The organism is Arenimonas alkanexedens (assembly GCF_054781355.1).
Genome location: NZ_BAAGUO010000007.1, coordinates 38,685 through 56,886 on the forward strand (window position 1 = coordinate 38,685; position 18,202 = coordinate 56,886).

An 18,202-nucleotide genomic window follows, 5' to 3' on the forward strand; every position below is an offset into this window, starting at 1 on the left:
CTCAGCGCGAGCTGTCCTCGTCCTGATCCACCCGGGCGCCGATCGCGAGGGCGTAGGCGTCTTCGTCGATACGGCTGACCCGGCTGATCCGGCAGCTGGTGTGCGGCAACACCACCAGGTCGCCGAACTTGCCGCAGACGCGGCCGGTGATGCTGTCGCCGCGCAGACCCATGCGGCCGCCATTGCCGAGCTCGCGGCAGTTTTCCATCAGGTCTACCCGGTACTTGTGGCGGCCGGTGTCCACGTAGATCACCTCGCCGTCGAGGTTGTGCCAGGTGCGTACGGCGTTCGGGTCGATGCAGGCCGGCCCGCGGCTGGCGTCGGGCGATCGGGTGCCGCCGCCGTCGGTGCAGGCAGCCAGAAGCAGCAGGGCGGCGGGGAGGGTCAGCAGGCGCGTCATGGCAGGTCCTTGCAGGCGGAAGCAGGGTCAGTCTTGGCCGGAGGCACTTAACCCGGGCGAAACATCGCTGACCGCATTATGCTTGGGTCATGACCCGACCCGGCTCGAATAGCACTCCCCACGGCTGGACCTTCTTTCGCCAGTGGCTGAAGAACCCGCTCGGGGTCGCGGCGATCTCGCCCTCCAGCCCGCAGCTGGCGCGCCAGATGATGTCCGAGTTGCCGCGCGGCGCGCAGCGTGTCATCGAGTTGGGTGGGGGCACCGGGGTTTTCACGCAGGCCTTGCTCAATCACGGCGTCGCGCCGGCCGACCTGCTGGTGCTCGAACTCAACGAAGAGTTGCACCAGCACCTGCAGAAGCATTTTCCCGAGGTGCAGGTTGCCTGCGCCGATGCCCGCGACCTGGCCGAGCTGGCCCTGGCCCGTGGCTTCGGCCCGGCCGCGCCCGCCGATGCGATCATTTCCGGCCTGGGCCTGCTGTCGATGCCCAAGGCCACGCAGCAGGCCATCCTGGGTGCGGCATTTGAATGCCTGCAGCCGCAGGGTCGATTCATCCAGTTCACCTACGGGCCGGCCAATCCGGTGGCGAAGGAAGTCGTCGAGGCCCTGGACCTCAACGCGCGCCGCGGCAGCTTCACCTGGTGGAACGTGCCGCCGGCGACTGTCTACGTTTACTCCCGGCGCGTATCGCGCGCCATCCCGCCCCGTTCGATGCGCTGAACGAGGCGGTTCGGCCCGTGCTGCCTCAGCGGCCGGTCTTGATCGAGGTCCAGGCGCGCACCCTCTCACGGGTGACTTCGGCATCGAAGGTGATCGGGTCGACCAGCTTGGCCTCGACCTCGGCCGGCGGGTAGATGCCCGGGTCACCGCTGATGTCCGGGTCAACCAGGGCGGTGGCCGCCGTGTTCGGGCTGGCGTAGGCCCCGTAGTTGGTGATGCCGGCGGAAACCTCGGGCTTGAGCAGGTAGTCGATCAGCGCGTGGGCGTTGTCGGCATGCGGCGCGTCCTTGGGAATGGCCATCAGGTCAACCCAGCGCAAGGCGCCTTCCTTGGGAATGATGTAGGCGATCTCGACGCCGTTGCCGGCTTCCTCGGCGCGGTCGCCGGCCAGGAACACGTCGCCGGAATAGCCCATGGCCAGGCACAGGTCGCCATTGGCCAGATCGTCGATGTAGCGGGAGGAGTCGAAGGCGCGGATGTGTTCGCGCACCGCCGCAAACGTGTCGGTAACCACCTGGGTTTCGTCGCCGGTGAGTCCGTTGGCGTCGCGACCCCGATAGATCAGGGCGGCGCCGAAGGCCTCCTGCGGGTCGTCGAGCACGCTGATGCCGCAGGCCGCGAGCTTGGCGGCGTTGGCCGGGTCGAACAGCAGCGCCCAGGAGTCCAGCGCGACATCCTCGCCGAGGATCTCGCGCACCTTGGTGACATTGATGCCCAGGCCGGTCGTGCCCCACATGTAGGGCACGGTGTGGGCATTGCCCGGGTCAACATCGACCAGGCCGGCCAGGATGTCCGGATCAAGGTTGCCGTAGTTGCCCAGCTTGGCGCGGTCGATCGGACCGTAGATCCCGGCCTGGATATGGCGCTGCGCGAACGGTCGGGCCGACGGGAAGACCAGGTCGTAGCCCGAGGCACCGGCCAGCAGCTTGGCTTCGAGCATTTCGTTGCTGTCGTAGTTGTCGTACACGGCGCGAATGCCGGTGTCGCGCTCGAAGTTCGCCAGCGTGTCTTCGGCGATGTAATCGGACCAGTTGTAGACATAAACCACCTGTTCGCCGGCCGGGGCGGTGGGCGCGGTAGCGCTGTTGGTGTCGGCACTGTCGGGCCCGCGGCCGCAGGCGGCCAACACAAGGGCGGAGGCGATCAGGCTCAGGCGCAGGGGGAGGGACATCGCGGACTCCAGCGGGAAGTGAACGACCATGGTCGGCGTCGCTCCTGGTGCTGTCAACGCGCTGCTTTGGGCGCGGCAGGCCTCAGGGCGCGGCGGGCCAGTCGCTGGCCAGCAGGCCCATCAGCACACTGTCCTGCAATTCGCCGCCGACCTGCCAGCGCTGGCGCAGGTAGCCTTCGCGCAGGAAGCCCAGGCCCTCGAGCGTGCGCAGCGAGGGCAGGTTGCGTGGATCCACGTCGGCCTCGATGCGGCGCAGGCCCAGAGTGCCGAAGGCGTACTCCAGCAGCACGGTCAGGGCCTCGCGCCCGTAGCGTCGGCCCCAGTGGTCGCGCGCCAGGGCGAATCCCAGTTCGGCGCGGCCCTGGACGAGGTCGATGTCGCAGAGGGTGGCGGTGCCGATAAGGCGGTCATCACCGCGCAGGGCGATGCCCCACTGGAACAGATCGCCACGCAGGAAGCCCTGCTGGAGGGTCTCGAAATAGATCGGCGCTTCGTCCGGGCCGGACCACGCCTGGTGACTCCAGTAGCGGGTGACGTCCGGGTCGGACAGAACGCCGTAAAGATCGTCGAGGTCCGAGTCGTGTATCCAGCGCAGCTGCAGCCGGGGGGCCGCCAGGGTCGGCAACTGCCCCGTGATGACGGGGGCGGGGGCGAGTGTCGGGGCGATCCTCGCGCGGCGGGCAGTCGGCATAGGGCTCAGGGTCATGGGCGGAGACGTCGGGCGGCGGGGGCGCTACCGGGAGAGAACGTATTTCCCGCCCTAGTCAGGACGCCAGACCGGCTTGGGTTACGGCACCATGCAACCCTGCGTTGCGGGCCGCAGGGATGTGAAGGCGCAGGCTGATCCCTATCTTTGACCCAGCGCGACCCGTCGCTGCCACTGGAAGCTTCCGATGCCCACCGTTCGCCCTGTTGTCCGCACCGTGCGCGGCACGCCTGCCTCCGATGGCGCCGGCGTGAAGCTGCGACGTGTCATTGGTACGCCGCTGCTGCCCGATCTCGACCCTTTCCTGATGCTCGATGAGTTCGGCACGGACCGACCGGAAGACTATCTGGCCGGCTTTCCTTCGCATCTGCATCGCGGGTTCGAGACCGTGACCTATATGCTCGACGGGCGCATGCGCCACAAGGACAACCACGGCAACGAAGGCGTGCTCGTGCCCGGCAGCGTGCAGTGGATGACCGCCGGTCGCGGCATCGTCCACTCCGAGATGCCCGAGCAGGAAGCGGGGCGCATGCGCGGCTTCCAGCTGTGGGTAAATCTGCCGGCGGCCGAGAAAATGGGGCCGCCGCGCTACCAGGAGTACGGCCCGGCGCATTTTCCTGAGATCGAGCTGGCGCCTGGCGTGCGCGGCAAGTTGATCGCCGGCCGCATCGGCGCACATGCGGGGGCCATTGTTCAGCCCGCTACCGACCCGACCTATTTCGACCTGCGGCTGGACGCAGGCGCGCGCTTCGAGCATTCCATCCCGACCGACTATTCGGCCTTCGCCTATGTCTACGAAGGTGCGATCACCGTAGGTGAGGACGCGACGCTGGTGCAGGCGGGGGAGCTGGCGGTGCTGGGTTCCGGCGAAGAGGTGCGGATCCACGGCCGCGACGAAGGCACGCGCCTGATCCTGGTCGCCGGCCGACCGCTGCGCGAGCCGGTGGCGCGCCATGGCCCCTTCGTGATGAACACGCAGGCCGAGCTGCGCCAGGCGTTCGAGGATTTCCAGGCCGGGCGGTTCTAAGCCCGGCCAGGCAAGGGCGGCGCTCGGAAGTCGTCGACGCCTCGCTCGATCGCGTCGTGGCCTGGCCCGTCAGCGATCGGGCAGCGGGATCGTTTCGGTTTCTCCCGGCACCTGGCCCATGGCGCCGTCGCGCCAGGCCTGCTTGGCCTGTTCGATGCGTTCACGCGAGCTGGATACGAAGTTCCACCAGACATGGCGATGGCCATCCGGCGGCGAGCCGCCGAGCAGCATGACGCGCGCGGCCGATGAGGCGCGAAGCAGCGGTTCGGTGCCGGGCTCAAGCACGGCCAGGTGTTCGAGGGGCAGCGGCTCGCCGTCTAGCGTCAGCTCGCCCGACACCGGGTAGAGCGCGCGCTCGAGATGTTCGGCCGGGATCGCCAGGCTGGCGCCCGGGCTCAGGTCGATCGAGACATAGAGCGTGTTGATGAGCACCGCCACCGGCGCCCGTTCCCCGAAGGCATGTCCAGCGACGATGGTGAGCCGAACGCCCGGCCGTTCGAGCACCGGCAGCGATGCCTTCGGATGGTGGGCGAAGGACGGCTCGGTCTCCTCATGCGACTGCGGCAGCGCGACCCAGGTCTGCAGGCCATGCATGCGCTGCGGCTGGCCGCGCAGGCGTTCGGGTGTGCGCTCCGAATGCACGATGCCGCGACCGGCGGTCATCCAGTTCACGTCGCCAGGATTGATCTCCTGCACCGCGCCCAGGCTGTCGCGATGCAGGATCGCGCCTTCCCAGAGATAGGTGACGGTCGCCAGTCCGATATGCGGATGGGGTCGGACATCCAGGCCCTGGTCGGGGCCGAGCTCGGCGGGCCCGATATGGTCGAAGAAGACGAAGGGGCCGACACTGCGCGCCTTGGCGTGCGGCAGCAGGCGCTTGACGGTGAAGCCGCCGCCGAGGTCGTGCACCCGCGGTGGGATCGAGAGGGTCATGGCGGGCTCCGGGGACTATGAGGGGCAGCATGCCGCGATCGCCCGCCAGCTACCACCCGCGCCGCAGGAACAGGATGTTGCACAAAAAAAACGGGCCCGCAGAGCGGGCCCGTCACCGGAGGTGAGCGGCTGGGCTCAGCGTTCCTTGTCCCAAACCCGGGGGCCGGCCGGGGTGAATACCAGCACGCAGCCGGCGGCGTTGCACTGCATCTGGTAACAACCGTTGGCGGTGCAGACGTTGCCTCCAATCGGAGCGCAGCCTTCGGCGCCCGGGAGATCGCAGGCGCGCGGCGGCGGCGGCGGCGGATTCGCATCCTGCGAGAAGGCCAACGGCGACGCAAACAGGGCGGCGGTCATGAATGCCGTGGCAAGCAGGGACTTGAGCTTCATCATTGGGGGGATCCTTGTGTGGATGGATGGGCCGCGTTGGGCAGCTGCGGCCGGCACACAGTGGCAAACCACAAACGACAGAGCCAGCGCGAATTTCACGTTTACGTGTGAGCGCTGGCTAAGCACGACTTTCGAATCCAATCATGGGTTCGCGCTGTCCGCGCTGGCATGCGCACCGCCGTTAGCGATGGTGGACAGGAATTGGTGCGCTGCGCTCAGTAGCGAGATACGACGGTGTCGGCGCCGCCATCGGGCCGCAACCTGAGGGTTGTAAACCGGTTGTACTCGGTTTCCGGCATGGCGGCTTCCGGGCGACCGTCCAGCGCAGCGACGATGCCGGGCACGGTGTTGCTGTGTCCGACCACCAACGCCACGCTACCCGCGGGCAGCGCCCGCAGGTCGCGCGCGAGGTCGGCGGCATACGTGGCGGCGTTGTCGTCGTCTACTGGCCTCACCGTCACGGCGATGCCAGCCGCGGCAGCCGCAGGCGTTGCGGTCTGGCGCGTGCGCTTGTACTGCGTGGTGAAGGCGACATCGAGGCGACTGCCCGCCAGGACGGTGGCCAGTGATCGGGCGCGTGCCTCACCGGCGGCGTCCAGGTCCGGGTCGCGCGGATCGTTGGTGGCCTTCTCGGCATGCCGCACCACCACGACCAGCACGTCAGCCTCGGCGAGCGCGGGCACGAACGCCATGAGGGCCAGGAAGGTGAAGGCGAGCGCGATCAGCCCCCGGCTCACAGCAGGTCCAGGGTGTTAATGGCGCCACCAAGGGCGCCTCCCGTGAGCCGTACGACTGCCCCATTTCGAATGCGCTCGTCCATGCTGATGTCCCCCGGTTGGATGGGGGCATTCTGGCCCCCCAGCCGGGCTGCGCCAAGGCGGTCAGTCGAGGCCCATCAGCCCTTGCCAAGCAGCGCCAGGAGTCCCTTGGCCGTGCGCAGGCGCGAGGCGGCGTCGGGCAGCTCCATGCGGATGCGGATTTTGTCGGGTCCGTCCATGCCATAGACCTTGGGCTGGGACTGGATCATCCGGATCACCGACATCGGGTCGATGGTGGGCTGGGGCATGAACGTCAGCCGGCCACCGGTCGGGCCCAGCTCGAGCTTGCGGATGCCGAGCGGGGTAGCGGCGAGCTTGAGCCACGCCACCGCGAACAGCTGCTTGGCCGGCTCCGGCAGCACGCCGAAGCGGTCCACCATCTCCACCTGGAGCTCCTTCAAGTGGTCCTCGTCTCGCGCACCGGCGATGCGTTTGTAGAGCGTCAGCCGGGCATGCACGTCGGGCAGGTAGTCTTCCGGGATCAGGGCCGGGATGTGCAGCTCGACGTCGGCGCCGTGGCGCGTGGCCGGGTCGAAGTCGGGGATCTTGCCGGACTTGATCGACTTGACTGCGCGCTCGAGCAGCTCGGTGTAAAGCGAGAAGCCAATCTCGGCCATCTGCCCGCTCTGGTCCTCACCCAGCAGCTCGCCGGCGCCGCGGATCTCCAGGTCGTGCGTGGCCAGGGTGAAGCCGGCGCCCAGTTCGTCGAGCGATACCAATGCCTCGAGGCGCTTGCCGGCATCGCCGGTCATGGCCTTCTTGTCCGGCACCACCAGGTAGGCGTAGGCGCGATGGTGCGAACGGCCGACGCGACCGCGCAGCTGGTGCAGCTGAGCCAGGCCGAAGCGGTCGGCACGATGGATGATGATCGTGTTCGCACTCGGGATGTCGATGCCCGACTCGATGATGGTCGTGCATACCAGCACGTTGAAGCGCTGGCGGTGGAAATCGAGCATGGCCTGCTCGAGCTCGCGCTCCGGCATCTGGCCGTGGGCGACGCGGATGCGCGCTTCGGGCACCAGTTCCGCCAGCTCGCGCGCTTTCTTCTCGATGGTCTCGACTTCGTTGTGCAGGAAGTAGACCTGGCCGCCACGCGCCAGTTCACGCTGGAAGGCCTCGCGCAGCAGGGCCGGGTCCCAGGGCGTGACCACGGTCTGTACCGCCAGCCGGTGCGCCGGCGGCGTGGCAATGATGGACAGTTCGCGCAGGCCGCTCATGGCCATGTTCAGGGTGCGCGGAATCGGCGTGGCGGTCAGGGTCAGCAGGTGCACCTCGGCGCGAAGCGCCTTCAGGGCCTCCTTCTGGCGCACGCCGAAGCGCTGCTCCTCGTCCACCACCACCAGCCCCAGGTCGTGGAACTTCACGTCGGCCTGCAGCAACCGGTGGGTGCCGACGATCACGTCGATCTTTCCCTCGGCCAGTTGGGCCAGGGCAGCCTTCACTTCCTTGGCTGACTTGAAGCGGCTCAGCACCTCCACCTTCAGGGGCCAGTCGGCGTAGCGGTCGCGGAAATTACGGTAATGCTGCTCGGCCAGCAGCGTGGTCGGCACCAGCACCGCGACCTGCTTGCCGGCCGTGGCGGCGACGAAGGCGGCACGCACGGCGACTTCCGTCTTGCCGAAGCCAACGTCGCCGCAGACCACGCGATCCATCGGCGTGGCCTGGCCGATGTCGGCGATGACGGCGTTGATAGCGGCGAGCTGGTCGGGCGTTTCCTCGAACGGGAACGTGGCTGCGAAGGGTTCGTACATGGCGCGGTCGACCCCCAGCGCCAGGCCCTGGCGGGCGTGCCGCCGCGCCTGGATCTCAAGCAGCTCGGCCGCGACATCGCGCACTTTCTCGGCGGCCTTGCGCTTGGCTTTCTCCCACTGCTCGCCGCCCAGCGAATGCAGCGGCGCCAAGTCCGGCGAGGCGCCCGAGTAGCGGCTGACCAGCTGGAGCTGGGCGACCGGTACATAGAGTTTGTCGCCCTTGGCGTATTCGATTTGCAGGAACTCGCCGGTGACGCCACCGCTGTCGAGGGTGACCAGGCCTTGGTAGCGGCCGACGCCGTGGTCCTCGTGCACGATCGGCGAGCCCATCGTGATCTGGCTCAGATCGCGCAGCACCGTGTCCGGATCGCGCGTGGCGCGCTTGCGGCGGCGGCTCTGCTCGGCGCGGTCGGGGAAGAGCTGGCGCTCGGTGAGCACCGCCAGCGCCGGTTCCACCAGCGCGAAGCCGTCCTCGAGCCCGGCCACGGTGATCGCGAAGCGTTCTTCGCCTTCGAGGAAGGTGTCCCAACTGGCGACCACGGTCGGCCGCAGGTCCGCGGAGGCCAGCAGCTCGATCAGCGCCTCGCGACGACCGGCGGAATCGGCGGCCAGCAGGGTACGTCCGGGGTAGGCGCGCAGGAAGCCGTGCAGCGCGCTGCCCGGTTCGCCACCTTTCTGGCTCCAGGCCAGCGACGGTGCCGGCTGTTCGGGCATGGCGACGGCCTTGTCGCGCTGGGCGTGGCCCTCGGCGCAGACTTCGATGCGCGCGACCTGGTTGAGTCGGGTGCGCAGCTCATCGGGCGGCAGGAAGATATCCGCCGGCGCCAGGATGGGCCGCTCGATGTCGTGGCGGCGCTGTTCCCAGCGGTCGGTGGTCTGCGCCCAGAACGCCACCGCGGCTTCCGGTGCACCTTCGCCAAGCACGACCAGGGTGTCGTCGCCCAAGTGGTCGAACAGGCTGGCGGTGTGGTCGAAGAACAGCGGCAGGTAGTACTCGATGCCGGCCGGCGCGCCGCCCTCCTTGAGATCCTGGTAGAGCGGACAGCGGCGCGGGTCGAAGTCGAAGCGTTCACGCAGGGCTTCGCGTACGCGGCGGGTGCTTGCCTCGTCGAGTGGGAACTCGCGCGCCGGCAGCAGGCGCACGGTATCCACCGCGTGGTCCGAGCGCTGCGTGTCGGGGTCGAAGGTGCGCAGCGAGTCGATCTCGTCATCGAAAAGTTCGATGCGATAGGGCAGGTCGGCGCCCATCGGGTAGAGATCGAGCAAGGCGCCGCGCACAGCGAAGTCGCCGGGGTCGAGCACCTGCGGCACGTTTCGGTAGCCGGCGGCCTCCAGGCGTCTTTTCTCGACGTCGAAGTCGAGCTTCTGGCCTTTACTCAGATCAAGCGTATTGCCGGCGATCCAGCTCGGCGGCGGCAAGCGCTGCATCAGCGAGGCCACCGGTACCACCAGCACGCCCTTGCGCGCACTGGGCAGGCGGTACAGCGCAGCCACGCGCTGCGAGACGATGTCCGGGTGCGGGCTGAACAGGTCGTAGGGCAGGGTTTCCCAGTCCGCGAAATGCAGCACCGGCAGGTCGCCGGCCAAGACCTTCAGGTCGTGCTCGAGGGACTGGGCGGCGTGGCTGTCACGGGTGACTGCCAGGACCAGGCCTGGGTGCTGGCGCGCGGCTTCGGCCAGACCCAGGGCCATGGCGCTGGCGCTGGCCGGGGCACGCCAGAGCGCGCGCTGCTGGCCTGCCTTGGGGCGGGGCGCGGAGGGAAGGAGAGGTCGTTTCATGGGGCCGCGGAGTTTACCGCAGGCGGCAGTCGTGGATGGGTCAAGACCGGCGCTTTGCTTTGGTCGGCAGATCCAGCGTGACGCGCACCAGGCGCGGCTCGTCCGGGTTGGCATGGCGGACAAAGCCCAGCGAGAGAGCCAGGGCGATCATGGTGGTGTTGTCATCGAGCACATCGCCCCAGATGCGGCGGATACCCTGTGCCTGGGCCCATTCGATCAGGCGCAGCATCAGGGCCTGGCCCAAACCCTGGCCGGCCACGAAGTGCGAGACCAGGATCGCGAACTCCGCGCTTTCCCGGTCCGGATCACGGGTCAGGCGAGCCAGCGCTCCCACCAGCGCCTCGCCGGCTGGCAGCGGTTCGGCCGCGACCACGGCAAACCCCTCGCCAGGGGGCGGCGACACCAGCTGCTGCAGATAGGTTGCGCTCAGCGCCTTCACCGGGTGCAGGTAGCGACGGCGCACCTCTTCCTCGCCGAGCAGTTCGAAACCGCCGGCGATGGGCGCCAGGTCGGCCGGCAGCACCGGCCGCAGCCAGAGCTGGCGCCCGTCGGGCAGGCGCAGCGCGTCGGTGCGCTCGGGGCGCCTCGAGGGCCGGGCATTGCGGCGGCGGGCAGCGGTCATGGTCGCAAGGGTCTCAAGTGCGGGCTGGGGGCTTGCTCTAATCCCCCCGGAGGCGGTTCATGGTACGGCTGGTTGTTTCCAGATGTTGCGGCGGCGTACGCTGTCAGCTGATGACTTCCTTCCGCTTTCACGCAGGTACGCGTTCGCATCGGCCTGTCTTGGCGGGGGTTTGGCTGTTGGCCTGCCTTCTGTTCGCAGGCCCGGCCCCGGCGACACCGTCGACCCAGGTGCCGGACCCGGCTTCCGATCTCAGCGACACCCTGGATCGTCATCCACTGGAGCTGCGCGCGCTCGTTGAACCCGAGGCGGTGCGGGCCGAGCTCGGCCAGGCCTTGATCAGTGCCCGGCTGGCCGGCGATATCCGCGAGGTGGCCCGGCTCGAACTGGCGCGTGCCAACGCCTGCCGCGTCGTCGCCGACTGGGATTGCCAGCGCGAGGCCGGCATCGAGGCGCGGCGGGCTGCGATGGAGGCCAATGCACCCCATTTGGCCGTGCGCGGCCTGATCGCCGAAAGCCGCGCCCGCATTGCCATGCAGGACTACACCCGCGGTGGGCGCCTGCTGGCCGAGGCCGAGCTACTGCTCAAGGACAACCCGCAACCGGAACTGTTGGCGGACGTGCTGCTGGCGTATTCCTCACTCAGTTACACCCTGGGCAAGCACGCGGCCGCCGCGGACTACGCCCGCCGCGGCATGCAGGTGCTGGCTGAGGGCGAAGGCCTGGCGATGCAGGCGCGCCTGATGAGGAATCTCGCGCGTGCCCGGGCCCAGATGGGCGACGTCGATTCGGCGCGTGAGGCCTTGGCCGCCGCGGCCCGCATTTCGCAGCAGCTGGAGGACCCCAAACTCGAGGCCGAGCTCTATCTCGAAAGTGCCCGCATTGCGCGCATCGGTGGCGATGTCGCGACCCAGCGCAGGAGCGGCGAGCGCGTGCTGGCAATGGCCGAACAGCTTCGCAATTCCCAACTGCGCGGCCTCGGGCACGAAGTCCTCGGACTGGCGGCCGCAGACGCCGGCGATGGCGATACCGCGCGACGCGAACTGATTGCCGCCCAGCGCTCTTTCCGAATGCTGGAGCTGCAGTCCGATGAGCTGCGCGTCTTGCGCGAAATGGTGGGCGTGTTGCTTCGCTACGATCCGGGCGGCACCGAGTTGGCGCCGAAATTCCAGCGTTTCCTGGTCCTGGAAAACGCCATTGCCCAGTCCGAACGGGCGCAGGCGGCGGAAGACTTCAGCGCCCGTCTGAAGTACGCCGAACGTGAAAACGAGATCCTGCGGCTCGAAGGCGAAACTGCGTTGGCGCGCGAACGCAGCGAGGCGCTGGCGCAATCAAACCGACTGGGCTACCTGCTGATGGCGATCGGCATGGTCGCGCTGCTGTCGCTGGCCGCGGTGTTCTGGGTCCAGAGGCGCGGGCACGTCCGCTTGGCGGAGGCGATGGCTCGGCTCAAGGACCGAGAGGCGCAGTACCGTACGCTGGCCGACAACTCCAGCGACCTGGTGCTGCGGATCGGACCCGATGGCCAGCGGCGCTATGTGTCGCCCTCGGTGCGGGAGATCCTGGGTGTGGAGCCCGAAGAACTGCAGTCGCCGCGGCCCGACCTGGTCAATAGCGACGATCGCGCGCAGCTGGACGAACTGTTCACGCGCGTGATGCGCGAGGGCGGTACCGAGACCCTGCGCTACCGGGCGCGCCATGCCGCCGGTCACTATGTCTGGATCGAAGCGGCGGTACGTCGCGTGCACGACCTCGATGGTCACGACGAGCTGGTCTATGCCGGGCGCGACGTCAGCAGTCGCGTCCGCGACGAGCAGGCGCTGGAGGCGGCACAGGTCCGGCTGCGCGCGATCACCGACAACGTCCCGGCGATGATCGCCCACGTCGACCAGCAGGAGCGCTACACCTTCGCCAACGCCGTTGGCGACAAACTGTTCGGCTATATCGAAGATGGTTTGGTGGGCAAGACCGTGCGCGAGGTGCGGGGCGAGGCGATCTACAGCGAAATTAGCGAGCACCTTGCCCGTGCGCTCGCTGGCGAACGCGTCACCTATGAAGGCGAGGCCGATATCGGCGGCAGGCACTATCACTACCAGACGACCTACGTTCCGGACCTGGGTGCGGACGGCTCACAGCGGGGCGTGTTCTCGTTTACCTACGACATCACCCAGCTCAAGGAGGCCGAACAGGCGCTCAAGACGCTGGCACGCAATGATGCCCTGACCGGGCTGGCCAACCGACGTTACTTCGACGAGCGGCTTGCGGCTGCGCTGGCGCGCAGCACGCGGCATCAGGTGCCGCTGGCCCTGCTGATGATCGACATCGATCGGTTCAAGGCCATCAATGACGAACTTGGCCATGCCGCCGGCGACGAAGTATTGCGGGAATTCGGCCGCCGTCTCTCTTCCTGCGTGCGTGGGGGTGACCTGGTGGCCAGGCTGGGCGGCGACGAATTCGCGGTTCTGGTCGAGGCGGTGGTTTCTCCCGAGGGCGCCATCGGCTTCGCCGAAAAGTTACTCGAGCACATGCGTCGCCCGATCGAGGTCGGGGGCCAGTCGCGGTGGGTCGGTACCAGTATCGGCATTGGCTTCAGCGGCGGCCTGGCCGACACCAAGCAGCTGATGCTGGCCGCGGACCAGGCGATGTACGCGGCCAAGGCGGCGGGCCGGGGCAACTGGAAGATGCAGCAGGTCGACTGAACGGGTCGACGCCAGCGCCTTATCGCGAGGTTCATGAAGGCCGCGTTTTAATACTGGGTCTAACCACCTTCAGGCTCCCACTCCATGATCCGTTCCCTCCTGCCGCTGGCGCTGCTGGCGCTTGCTGCACCCGTCTCCGCCGACTGGACCCCGAATGCCGAACTCGGCGTCGTCAACACCACCGGCAACTCGGACACCACCAGCGCCAACGGCAAGTTCTCGCTCAAGGGCGAAGATGCACTCTGGACCCACGAATACTTCCTGGCCGCGCTGCGAGCCGAGTCCGACGACGCATTGACCGCGAACCGCTTCGAGCTGGGCGGCAAGACCGCGCGTCTGTTGGCCGAGCGCCAGTATCTGGGCTTCGCCGCGCGTTTCGAGCGCGACGACTTCTCGGCCTTCGAGCAGCAGTCGACCCTGGCGCTCAACTATGGTGCCTGGCTGGTGAAGGAAGAAGGCCGTAGCTTCCAGCTCGAAGGCGGTCCCGGTATCCGCCATGCGCGGCTTGCCGATGGCGGCGGCGAAGAAACCGACGCCCTGCTGCGCGGCTATGCCGACTACCAGCACCAGATCACCGATTCGACCCGGTTCTTCAACACCCTTCTGGTCGAGGCGACGGCGGACAACACCTTCGCGCAGAATGACATCGGCATCGCCGTGAGCATCAACAAGACCCTGGCGCTCAAGGCCGCCTTCCAGGCCCGCCACAACACCGAAGCGCCGGCAGGCCTCGAGCGCACCGATACCCTGACGTCGATCAACATCGTCTGGACGCCCCGCGCCAAAGCGCCGTAATCGATCGCCCCGGCACCGCCTTCGCGGCGGCCCGGGGCCGTGGTGTCCGGGGCCGTGGTGTCCGGGGCAGGGTTCACCCGGGTCGCATTCCCGCCGTCCCTGCTTTGACGTCGGCGCGAGTGAGCCACTAGGCTCGGGCTATCGATGCCCCGAGTCCTGAAAACCATGGCCACCCACGCGCCGCCGATCCAGCCCGTATCCGAACGCTTGCCGGCGATCCTGGCCTATCCCGCGCACAAGTCCATGCTTTGGATGATCGCTGCGCTATGCCTGCTGCGCTTGCTGTCCCATCTTCCCAGCCTGCTCGGGCTGGTGTTCGAACTCGGGTTCTGGGTGATGGGCTTCAAGCTCGCGGTCGAGGCGCTGGTGAACACCATGCAGGGTCGCTTCGAACCCATGGGTGCGGAAGACATGATGGCGACCGACGGCGCGGCGCTGAACCAGATCATGCTCATGCTGGTGGTTTTCCTTCCGATCCAGGCGATCGCCCTGTGGGGAAATCCGGTGTTTTCGCTGTACCTGCTCGGGTTCGCCGTATTGTTCCTGCCTGCGGCCGTGTTGCTGCTGGCGGTGGACGACAACCTGGGGCACGCCCTCAATCCATTGGCCTGGTTTCCGCTGATCTCCCGCCTTGGCGGTGTGTATTTCGGGGCCGTCGGTGTGCTGGCACTGATGGTGTTGGTGTCCGTACTCGTGCAGGTGCTCTTGTACTGGGTGCTGCCCGGGAGCATGGGCCTGCTGCCCGCCAGTTTCGTCAGCCTTTACCTGCTGGTCGCGGGCTATCACCTGCTCGGCTATGTCATCCACGCCAAGCACCAGGTCCTTGGCCTGGACATTGCGTCGGCGGTGCCGCGTGCACGCTACGCCAATCCGATGGAGGACGAGGCGGTGGCCGAAGCCGAAACGCTGGCCGAGCAGGGTGACCTGGCCGCGGCCGCGCGTCGCCTGCAGGACATGTTCCGCGGCCGCGGCGCGTCTGACGCCCTGCACGATCGCTATCGTCAGTACCTGCAGCAGTTGAATGACGGGGATGGCCTTGCCGAGCACGGTCGCGAATACATCAGCCGCCTGCTGGCCACCGGACAGGACAAACGCGCGCTGGCGGTGATGGTGGAGCAACGTACCCTGCTGCCCTCGTATTCGCATGCGCTGCCTGATGATCTCGCGCGGCTGGTGGCACAGGCGGCCCGGACCGGCCAGGCGCAGCTGGCCGTGGCCTTGGCCGACGGCTTCGAGGCGCGCTTCCCGGATCACCCGCAGGCACCGCAGGTGGTGATGACGGCCGCCGAGCTGATGGCCGAGCGCCTGGGTCGTGAATCCGAGGCCGAGCAGCGGCTGCGGCTGATGAGCTACAAGGTGCGCGGTCATGCGCTGGAGGACTCACTGCGGGAGCTTCTGCAGCGCGTGGGGCGTCTGAGCGCGGTCACGCGTGGCCAGGCATGATTCGGGAGAAGTTTTGTAAGCAGCTGGTTTATAAAGAGAAATAAATATTTTTCGCGACCCCTGACTTCCGGCCCATGGTGCTATTGATGTGGTGTTGTAGATTACCAGCACACCAACTCACAGGCCGCTGCCATGAAAACCCTCGCCGACTTCTACCGCCTCTTCCCGAATGCTCCTGTGCGGGCTGAGCAGCCCCCGCAGGCGGCCGCCGCCGTCGCGCCGCCCGTGCGGCAGTACAGCCGCTACCGCGAGCGTGACTTCGGCACCGGCTACGGCCGCAGCAGCGGCTATGGCCGTGACGGCAGCTATACCGTCGCGCGCGTTCACGGCCTGCTGCGCGTCTGCTGAAGCACGCCAGCGAGGCCGCCGCCAGAGACAGGGCGGCGGCCTTTCCGTGTGCGGCCTCAGCGCACCGGCGCCAGCCGCAGGTGATGGAAGTCGAAGCTGAAGTCGGTAAGCGAGGACACGGCCTCCATCCGGAGCTCACGCACGCTGGCGTCCGGGGTGAGGTCGAACGTGGCGAAGGCGTCGGCGTTGAGCGCGCGGTCTGTCCAGCGCACGATGAAGGTCTCCTGCTGCCAGTGTTCAAGCACGCCCACCAGCTGGGCGGTGTGGGCGAAGCGCATCACCAGCCGCTTGTCCTCAAGCGCCACGATGACGTCGCCATACCAGGGATCACGATAGGTGGCGGCATACCGCGCCAGCGGAAGCGACGGTTTGCTGCCGCGGATGCGGGCGCGCTGGTGGCCTTCCCATTTTTCGTCGGCGGCGGCGCGCGACTTGTCCACCGCCGCGGCGTAGGCCGCGACCCAGTCCGTGTCCGGTGCCTGCAGGTAGTGGTCAAGCACTTCCATAGTCACGGTGTTGAAGGCCGCGCCAACCTCTTGGTTGGTCAGCACCACGACGCCGAGGTCGAGGCCGGGCACCAGGGTGATTCGCGACACCATGCCGGGCCAGCCACCGGTGTGGGAAACAAGTTTTTGCCCGCGATACTCGCTGATCGACCAGCCTTCGCCGTAGCCCGCGAACTGCGGCAGCGCCGGCGCCAGCGCCGGCACCGACGGCTTCACCGGTACCCGAATCGGCGTCACCAACTCCCACATCGCCCGATGGCGTTCGGGGCTGAACAGCCGCTGTTCGGTGCCGTCGGCCCGGGTCTGGATAATCCCGCCGGCCAACTGCAGCCGCATCCACTTGGAAAGATCGTTGACGCTCGAATAGATGCCGCCCGCCGCCTGGTTGTTGCTCCAGGTCATCGGCGGCACCGGACGCAGTTCGCTGAAGTCGAACTTGGCGTGCCCGATCGCGACATCGGCGCCGGCGGGCAGTTCGTCGGCGTTGACCACGGTGTCGGCCATCGCCAGAGGCGTGAAGATGCGCTGGCGCAGGAACTCGCCGTAGGACTGGCCCGACACGTCCTCGATCACCAGCTGTGCCACCGCATAGAGCACGTTGTCGTAGGCGTAGTCGGCACGGAAGCTGGTGGCCAGCGGCACATAGCGCAGCCGACGCACGATTTCACGGGTGTCGTGCCCGGTGGTCGGCCAGAACAGCAGGTCGCCCGCGCCAAGCGCCAGACCGCTGCGATGGGTCAGCAGGTCGCGCAGGCGCATCTCGCGGGTGACGTAGGCATCCGACATCTGGAACCAGGGCAGGTGGTCGATGACGCGGTCGTCCAGCGACAGCTTGCCCTCGTCGGCCAGGATCGACAGCGCCGCCGAGGTGTAAGCCTTGGTAAGCGAAGCGATGGCGAAGCGGGTGTCGGCCGTTACCGGCGCCGGCTTGCCCGCTTCGCGCATACCGAAGCCGCCGGCAAACACGGGCTCACCGTCCTTGACGATGGCGACCGCGATGCCGGGGATGTCGAACTGCTGGCGGGTGGCTTCGGCGACCCGGGCGACATCGGGCGCGGCATCGGCCAGGCTGAGCGAGGGCAGGGCCAGCAGTAGCGGCACGTAGAGACGAAGGGCGGCTCGGGACACGGCAGACTCCGGTGTGATCGTTGCCCGATTATGCCCGCGCGCGCGCCCGCCGCCCCGGCACTGCCTCAGTCCAGTGGCGGCAGGTCGAACACCAGCACTTCCGCATTTTGGCCGGCGCGGAGTCGCACGGCGTCCTCGTCGCGCAGCTTGAGCGCGTCACCGCTACGGAGCCGATGTCCATTGATCTCAAGCTCTCCTGTTACCAGGTGCACATAGCCCAGCCGGCCGGGCGCCAGCGGCAGCGTCGCGTTCTCGTCGCCGTTGAACAGGCCCACGAACATCCGCGCGTCCTGATGGATGGACAGCGAGCCCTCGGCGCCGTCGGGGCTGACCACCAGTCGCAGGCGGCCGCGTTTTTCTTCGGCGGCAAAGGTTTTCTGCGCGTAGCTCGGGCTGACGCCAAGTCGCTTCGGCATGATCCAGATCTGCAGGAAGTGCGTGCTGTCGTCGGCGCTGTGGTTGAACTCCGAATGGGTGATGCCGGTGCCGGCGCTGAGCCGCTGTACTTCACCCGGCACGATGCTGGCGGCATTGCCCATCGAGTCCTTGTGGCCCAGGGAGCCGGCGAGGACGTAGCTGATGATTTCCATGTCGCGGTGGCTGTGGGTGCCGAAGCCCTGGCCGGGCGCAACGCGATCTTCGTTGATCACCCGCAGCGGGCCCCAGTGCACGTGGTCGGGGTCGCGGTAGTCGGCGAACGAGAAGCTGTGCCAGGAGTCCAGCCAGCCGTGGTCGGCGTGGCCCCGGTCTCCGGCCGGACGCAGGGCGATCAACGGGCACCCCCTTCGGCGCTGTGCACCAGCAGCCCGAAGACGATGAAGATCAGGGACAGGCCGAGGCGGCCGGACAGAAGGGCGAGCTGGCGCATGGTGGGCTCCGTGTTGGGGCGCTCCAGGTCGGTGGGATACCGACGATGGCTGAAGCGCCTGGCGAGGGAGCTACTGTGCTACTCGATGAAAACAACATCAAT

16 protein-coding genes are annotated in these 18,202 nt (G+C 67.7%); 6 read left to right on the plus strand and 10 right to left on the minus strand.

From position 1 onward, the window contains the following. Position 1 precedes the first annotated feature (1 nt). Positions 2 to 400 carry a DUF6491 family protein gene (locus ACYVGY_RS12325; RefSeq protein ID WP_460457792.1) on the minus strand — a complete coding sequence of 133 codons (399 nt, stop codon included), beginning with the start codon at positions 398 to 400 and terminating at the stop codon, positions 2 to 4. 89 nt (positions 401 to 489) lie between these two features. On the opposite strand from ACYVGY_RS12325, the gene ACYVGY_RS12330 reads away from it, so the two are divergent. After that, on the plus strand, positions 490 to 1,119 hold the full coding sequence (locus tag ACYVGY_RS12330; protein ID WP_460457793.1) for a class I SAM-dependent methyltransferase: 630 nt from the start codon (positions 490 to 492) through the stop codon (positions 1,117 to 1,119). Between the two features lie 25 nt (positions 1,120 to 1,144). Here the strand turns inward: ACYVGY_RS12330 and ACYVGY_RS12335 are convergent, their stop codons facing one another. Both ACYVGY_RS12335 and ACYVGY_RS12340 read right to left on the minus strand, forming a co-directional pair. After that, positions 1,145 to 2,290 (minus strand): polyamine ABC transporter substrate-binding protein, encoded by a 1,146-nt coding sequence (locus ACYVGY_RS12335; RefSeq protein WP_460457794.1) that lies wholly within the window; start codon positions 2,288 to 2,290, stop codon positions 1,145 to 1,147. 82 nt (positions 2,291 to 2,372) lie between these two features. Next, the gene (locus ACYVGY_RS12340; RefSeq protein WP_460457795.1) at positions 2,373 to 2,996 is read right to left on the minus strand and encodes a GNAT family N-acetyltransferase; all 624 of its coding nucleotides are present in this window, start codon (positions 2,994 to 2,996) and stop codon (positions 2,373 to 2,375) included. Between the two features lie 187 nt (positions 2,997 to 3,183). Here ACYVGY_RS12340 and ACYVGY_RS12345 point away from each other — a divergent pair, with 187 nt between their 5' ends. After that, entirely contained in the window at positions 3,184 to 4,023 is an 840-nt protein-coding gene (locus tag ACYVGY_RS12345; protein WP_460457796.1) for a pirin family protein, read from the plus strand. A gap of 69 nt (positions 4,024 to 4,092) precedes the next feature. Here ACYVGY_RS12345 and ACYVGY_RS12350 read toward each other — a convergent pair whose 3' ends face one another. The 5 genes from ACYVGY_RS12350 to ACYVGY_RS12370 form a co-directional block, all read right to left on the minus strand. Then, complete coding sequence (locus ACYVGY_RS12350; protein ID WP_460457797.1) at positions 4,093 to 4,956, minus strand: pirin family protein; 864 nt, start codon at positions 4,954 to 4,956, stop codon at positions 4,093 to 4,095. 135 nt (positions 4,957 to 5,091) lie between these two features. Further along, entirely contained in the window at positions 5,092 to 5,346 is a 255-nt protein-coding gene (locus ACYVGY_RS12355; RefSeq protein ID WP_460457798.1) for a hypothetical protein, read from the minus strand. 215 nt (positions 5,347 to 5,561) lie between these two features. After that, positions 5,562 to 6,083, minus strand: a complete 522-nt coding sequence (locus tag ACYVGY_RS12360) for a histidine phosphatase family protein (RefSeq protein ID WP_460457799.1) — start codon at positions 6,081 to 6,083, stop codon at positions 5,562 to 5,564. A gap of 158 nt (positions 6,084 to 6,241) precedes the next feature. Continuing rightward, positions 6,242 to 9,694, minus strand: a complete 3,453-nt coding sequence (gene mfd / locus ACYVGY_RS12365) for a transcription-repair coupling factor (RefSeq protein ID WP_460457800.1) — start codon at positions 9,692 to 9,694, stop codon at positions 6,242 to 6,244. A 40-nt stretch (positions 9,695 to 9,734) separates the two neighbouring features. Beyond that, the gene (locus ACYVGY_RS12370) at positions 9,735 to 10,316 is read right to left on the minus strand and encodes a GNAT family N-acetyltransferase (protein WP_460457801.1); all 582 of its coding nucleotides are present in this window, start codon (positions 10,314 to 10,316) and stop codon (positions 9,735 to 9,737) included. A gap of 176 nt (positions 10,317 to 10,492) precedes the next feature. On the opposite strand from ACYVGY_RS12370, the gene ACYVGY_RS12375 reads away from it, so the two are divergent. The 4 genes from ACYVGY_RS12375 (at position 10,493) to ACYVGY_RS12390 (ending at position 15,598) form a co-directional block, all read left to right on the plus strand. Further along, entirely contained in the window at positions 10,493 to 13,012 is a 2,520-nt protein-coding gene (locus tag ACYVGY_RS12375) for a diguanylate cyclase domain-containing protein (protein ID WP_460457802.1), read from the plus strand. A gap of 84 nt (positions 13,013 to 13,096) precedes the next feature. Then, entirely contained in the window at positions 13,097 to 13,807 is a 711-nt protein-coding gene (locus ACYVGY_RS12380; RefSeq protein ID WP_460457803.1) for a DUF481 domain-containing protein, read from the plus strand. 144 nt (positions 13,808 to 13,951) lie between these two features. Further along, entirely contained in the window at positions 13,952 to 15,250 is a 1,299-nt protein-coding gene (locus ACYVGY_RS12385) for a hypothetical protein (RefSeq protein WP_460457804.1), read from the plus strand. A gap of 132 nt (positions 15,251 to 15,382) precedes the next feature. Further along, positions 15,383 to 15,598: a hypothetical protein gene (locus ACYVGY_RS12390; protein WP_460457805.1), complete on the plus strand. Its 216-nt coding sequence runs from the start codon at positions 15,383 to 15,385 to the stop codon at positions 15,596 to 15,598. 56 nt (positions 15,599 to 15,654) lie between these two features. On the opposite strand, the gene ACYVGY_RS12395 is transcribed toward ACYVGY_RS12390, so the two are convergent. After that, complete coding sequence (locus ACYVGY_RS12395; protein ID WP_460457851.1) at positions 15,655 to 17,196, minus strand: serine hydrolase; 1,542 nt, start codon at positions 17,194 to 17,196, stop codon at positions 15,655 to 15,657. A 101-nt stretch (positions 17,197 to 17,297) separates the two neighbouring features. Next, complete coding sequence (locus ACYVGY_RS12400) at positions 17,298 to 18,005, minus strand: pirin family protein (RefSeq protein ID WP_460457806.1); 708 nt, start codon at positions 18,003 to 18,005, stop codon at positions 17,298 to 17,300. Between the last annotated feature and the right edge of the window lie 197 nt (positions 18,006 to 18,202).

Excerpts from the sequence above, each read along its gene's own strand:
- ACYVGY_RS12380 (WP_460457803.1), top strand. The coding sequence starts at position 13,097 with ATGATCCGTTCCCTCCTGCCGCTGGCGCTGCTGGCGCTTGCTGCACCC.
- ACYVGY_RS12335 (WP_460457794.1), bottom strand. The coding sequence starts at position 2,290 with ATGTCCCTCCCCCTGCGCCTGAGCCTGATCGCCTCCGCCCTTGTGTTG.
- ACYVGY_RS12370 (WP_460457801.1), bottom strand. The coding sequence starts at position 10,316 with ATGACCGCTGCCCGCCGCCGCAATGCCCGGCCCTCGAGGCGCCCCGAG.
- mfd (WP_460457800.1), bottom strand. The coding sequence starts at position 9,694 with ATGAAACGACCTCTCCTTCCCTCCGCGCCCCGCCCCAAGGCAGGCCAG.
- ACYVGY_RS12385 (WP_460457804.1), top strand. The coding sequence starts at position 13,952 with ATGCCCCGAGTCCTGAAAACCATGGCCACCCACGCGCCGCCGATCCAG.
- ACYVGY_RS12390 (WP_460457805.1), top strand. The coding sequence starts at position 15,383 with ATGAAAACCCTCGCCGACTTCTACCGCCTCTTCCCGAATGCTCCTGTG.
- ACYVGY_RS12330 (WP_460457793.1), top strand. The coding sequence starts at position 490 with ATGACCCGACCCGGCTCGAATAGCACTCCCCACGGCTGGACCTTCTTT.
- ACYVGY_RS12355 (WP_460457798.1), bottom strand. The coding sequence starts at position 5,346 with ATGAAGCTCAAGTCCCTGCTTGCCACGGCATTCATGACCGCCGCCCTG.
- ACYVGY_RS12345 (WP_460457796.1), top strand. The coding sequence starts at position 3,184 with ATGCCCACCGTTCGCCCTGTTGTCCGCACCGTGCGCGGCACGCCTGCC.
- ACYVGY_RS12350 (WP_460457797.1), bottom strand. The coding sequence starts at position 4,956 with ATGACCCTCTCGATCCCACCGCGGGTGCACGACCTCGGCGGCGGCTTC.
- ACYVGY_RS12325 (WP_460457792.1), bottom strand. The coding sequence starts at position 400 with ATGACGCGCCTGCTGACCCTCCCCGCCGCCCTGCTGCTTCTGGCTGCC.
- ACYVGY_RS12340 (WP_460457795.1), bottom strand. The coding sequence starts at position 2,996 with ATGACCCTGAGCCCTATGCCGACTGCCCGCCGCGCGAGGATCGCCCCG.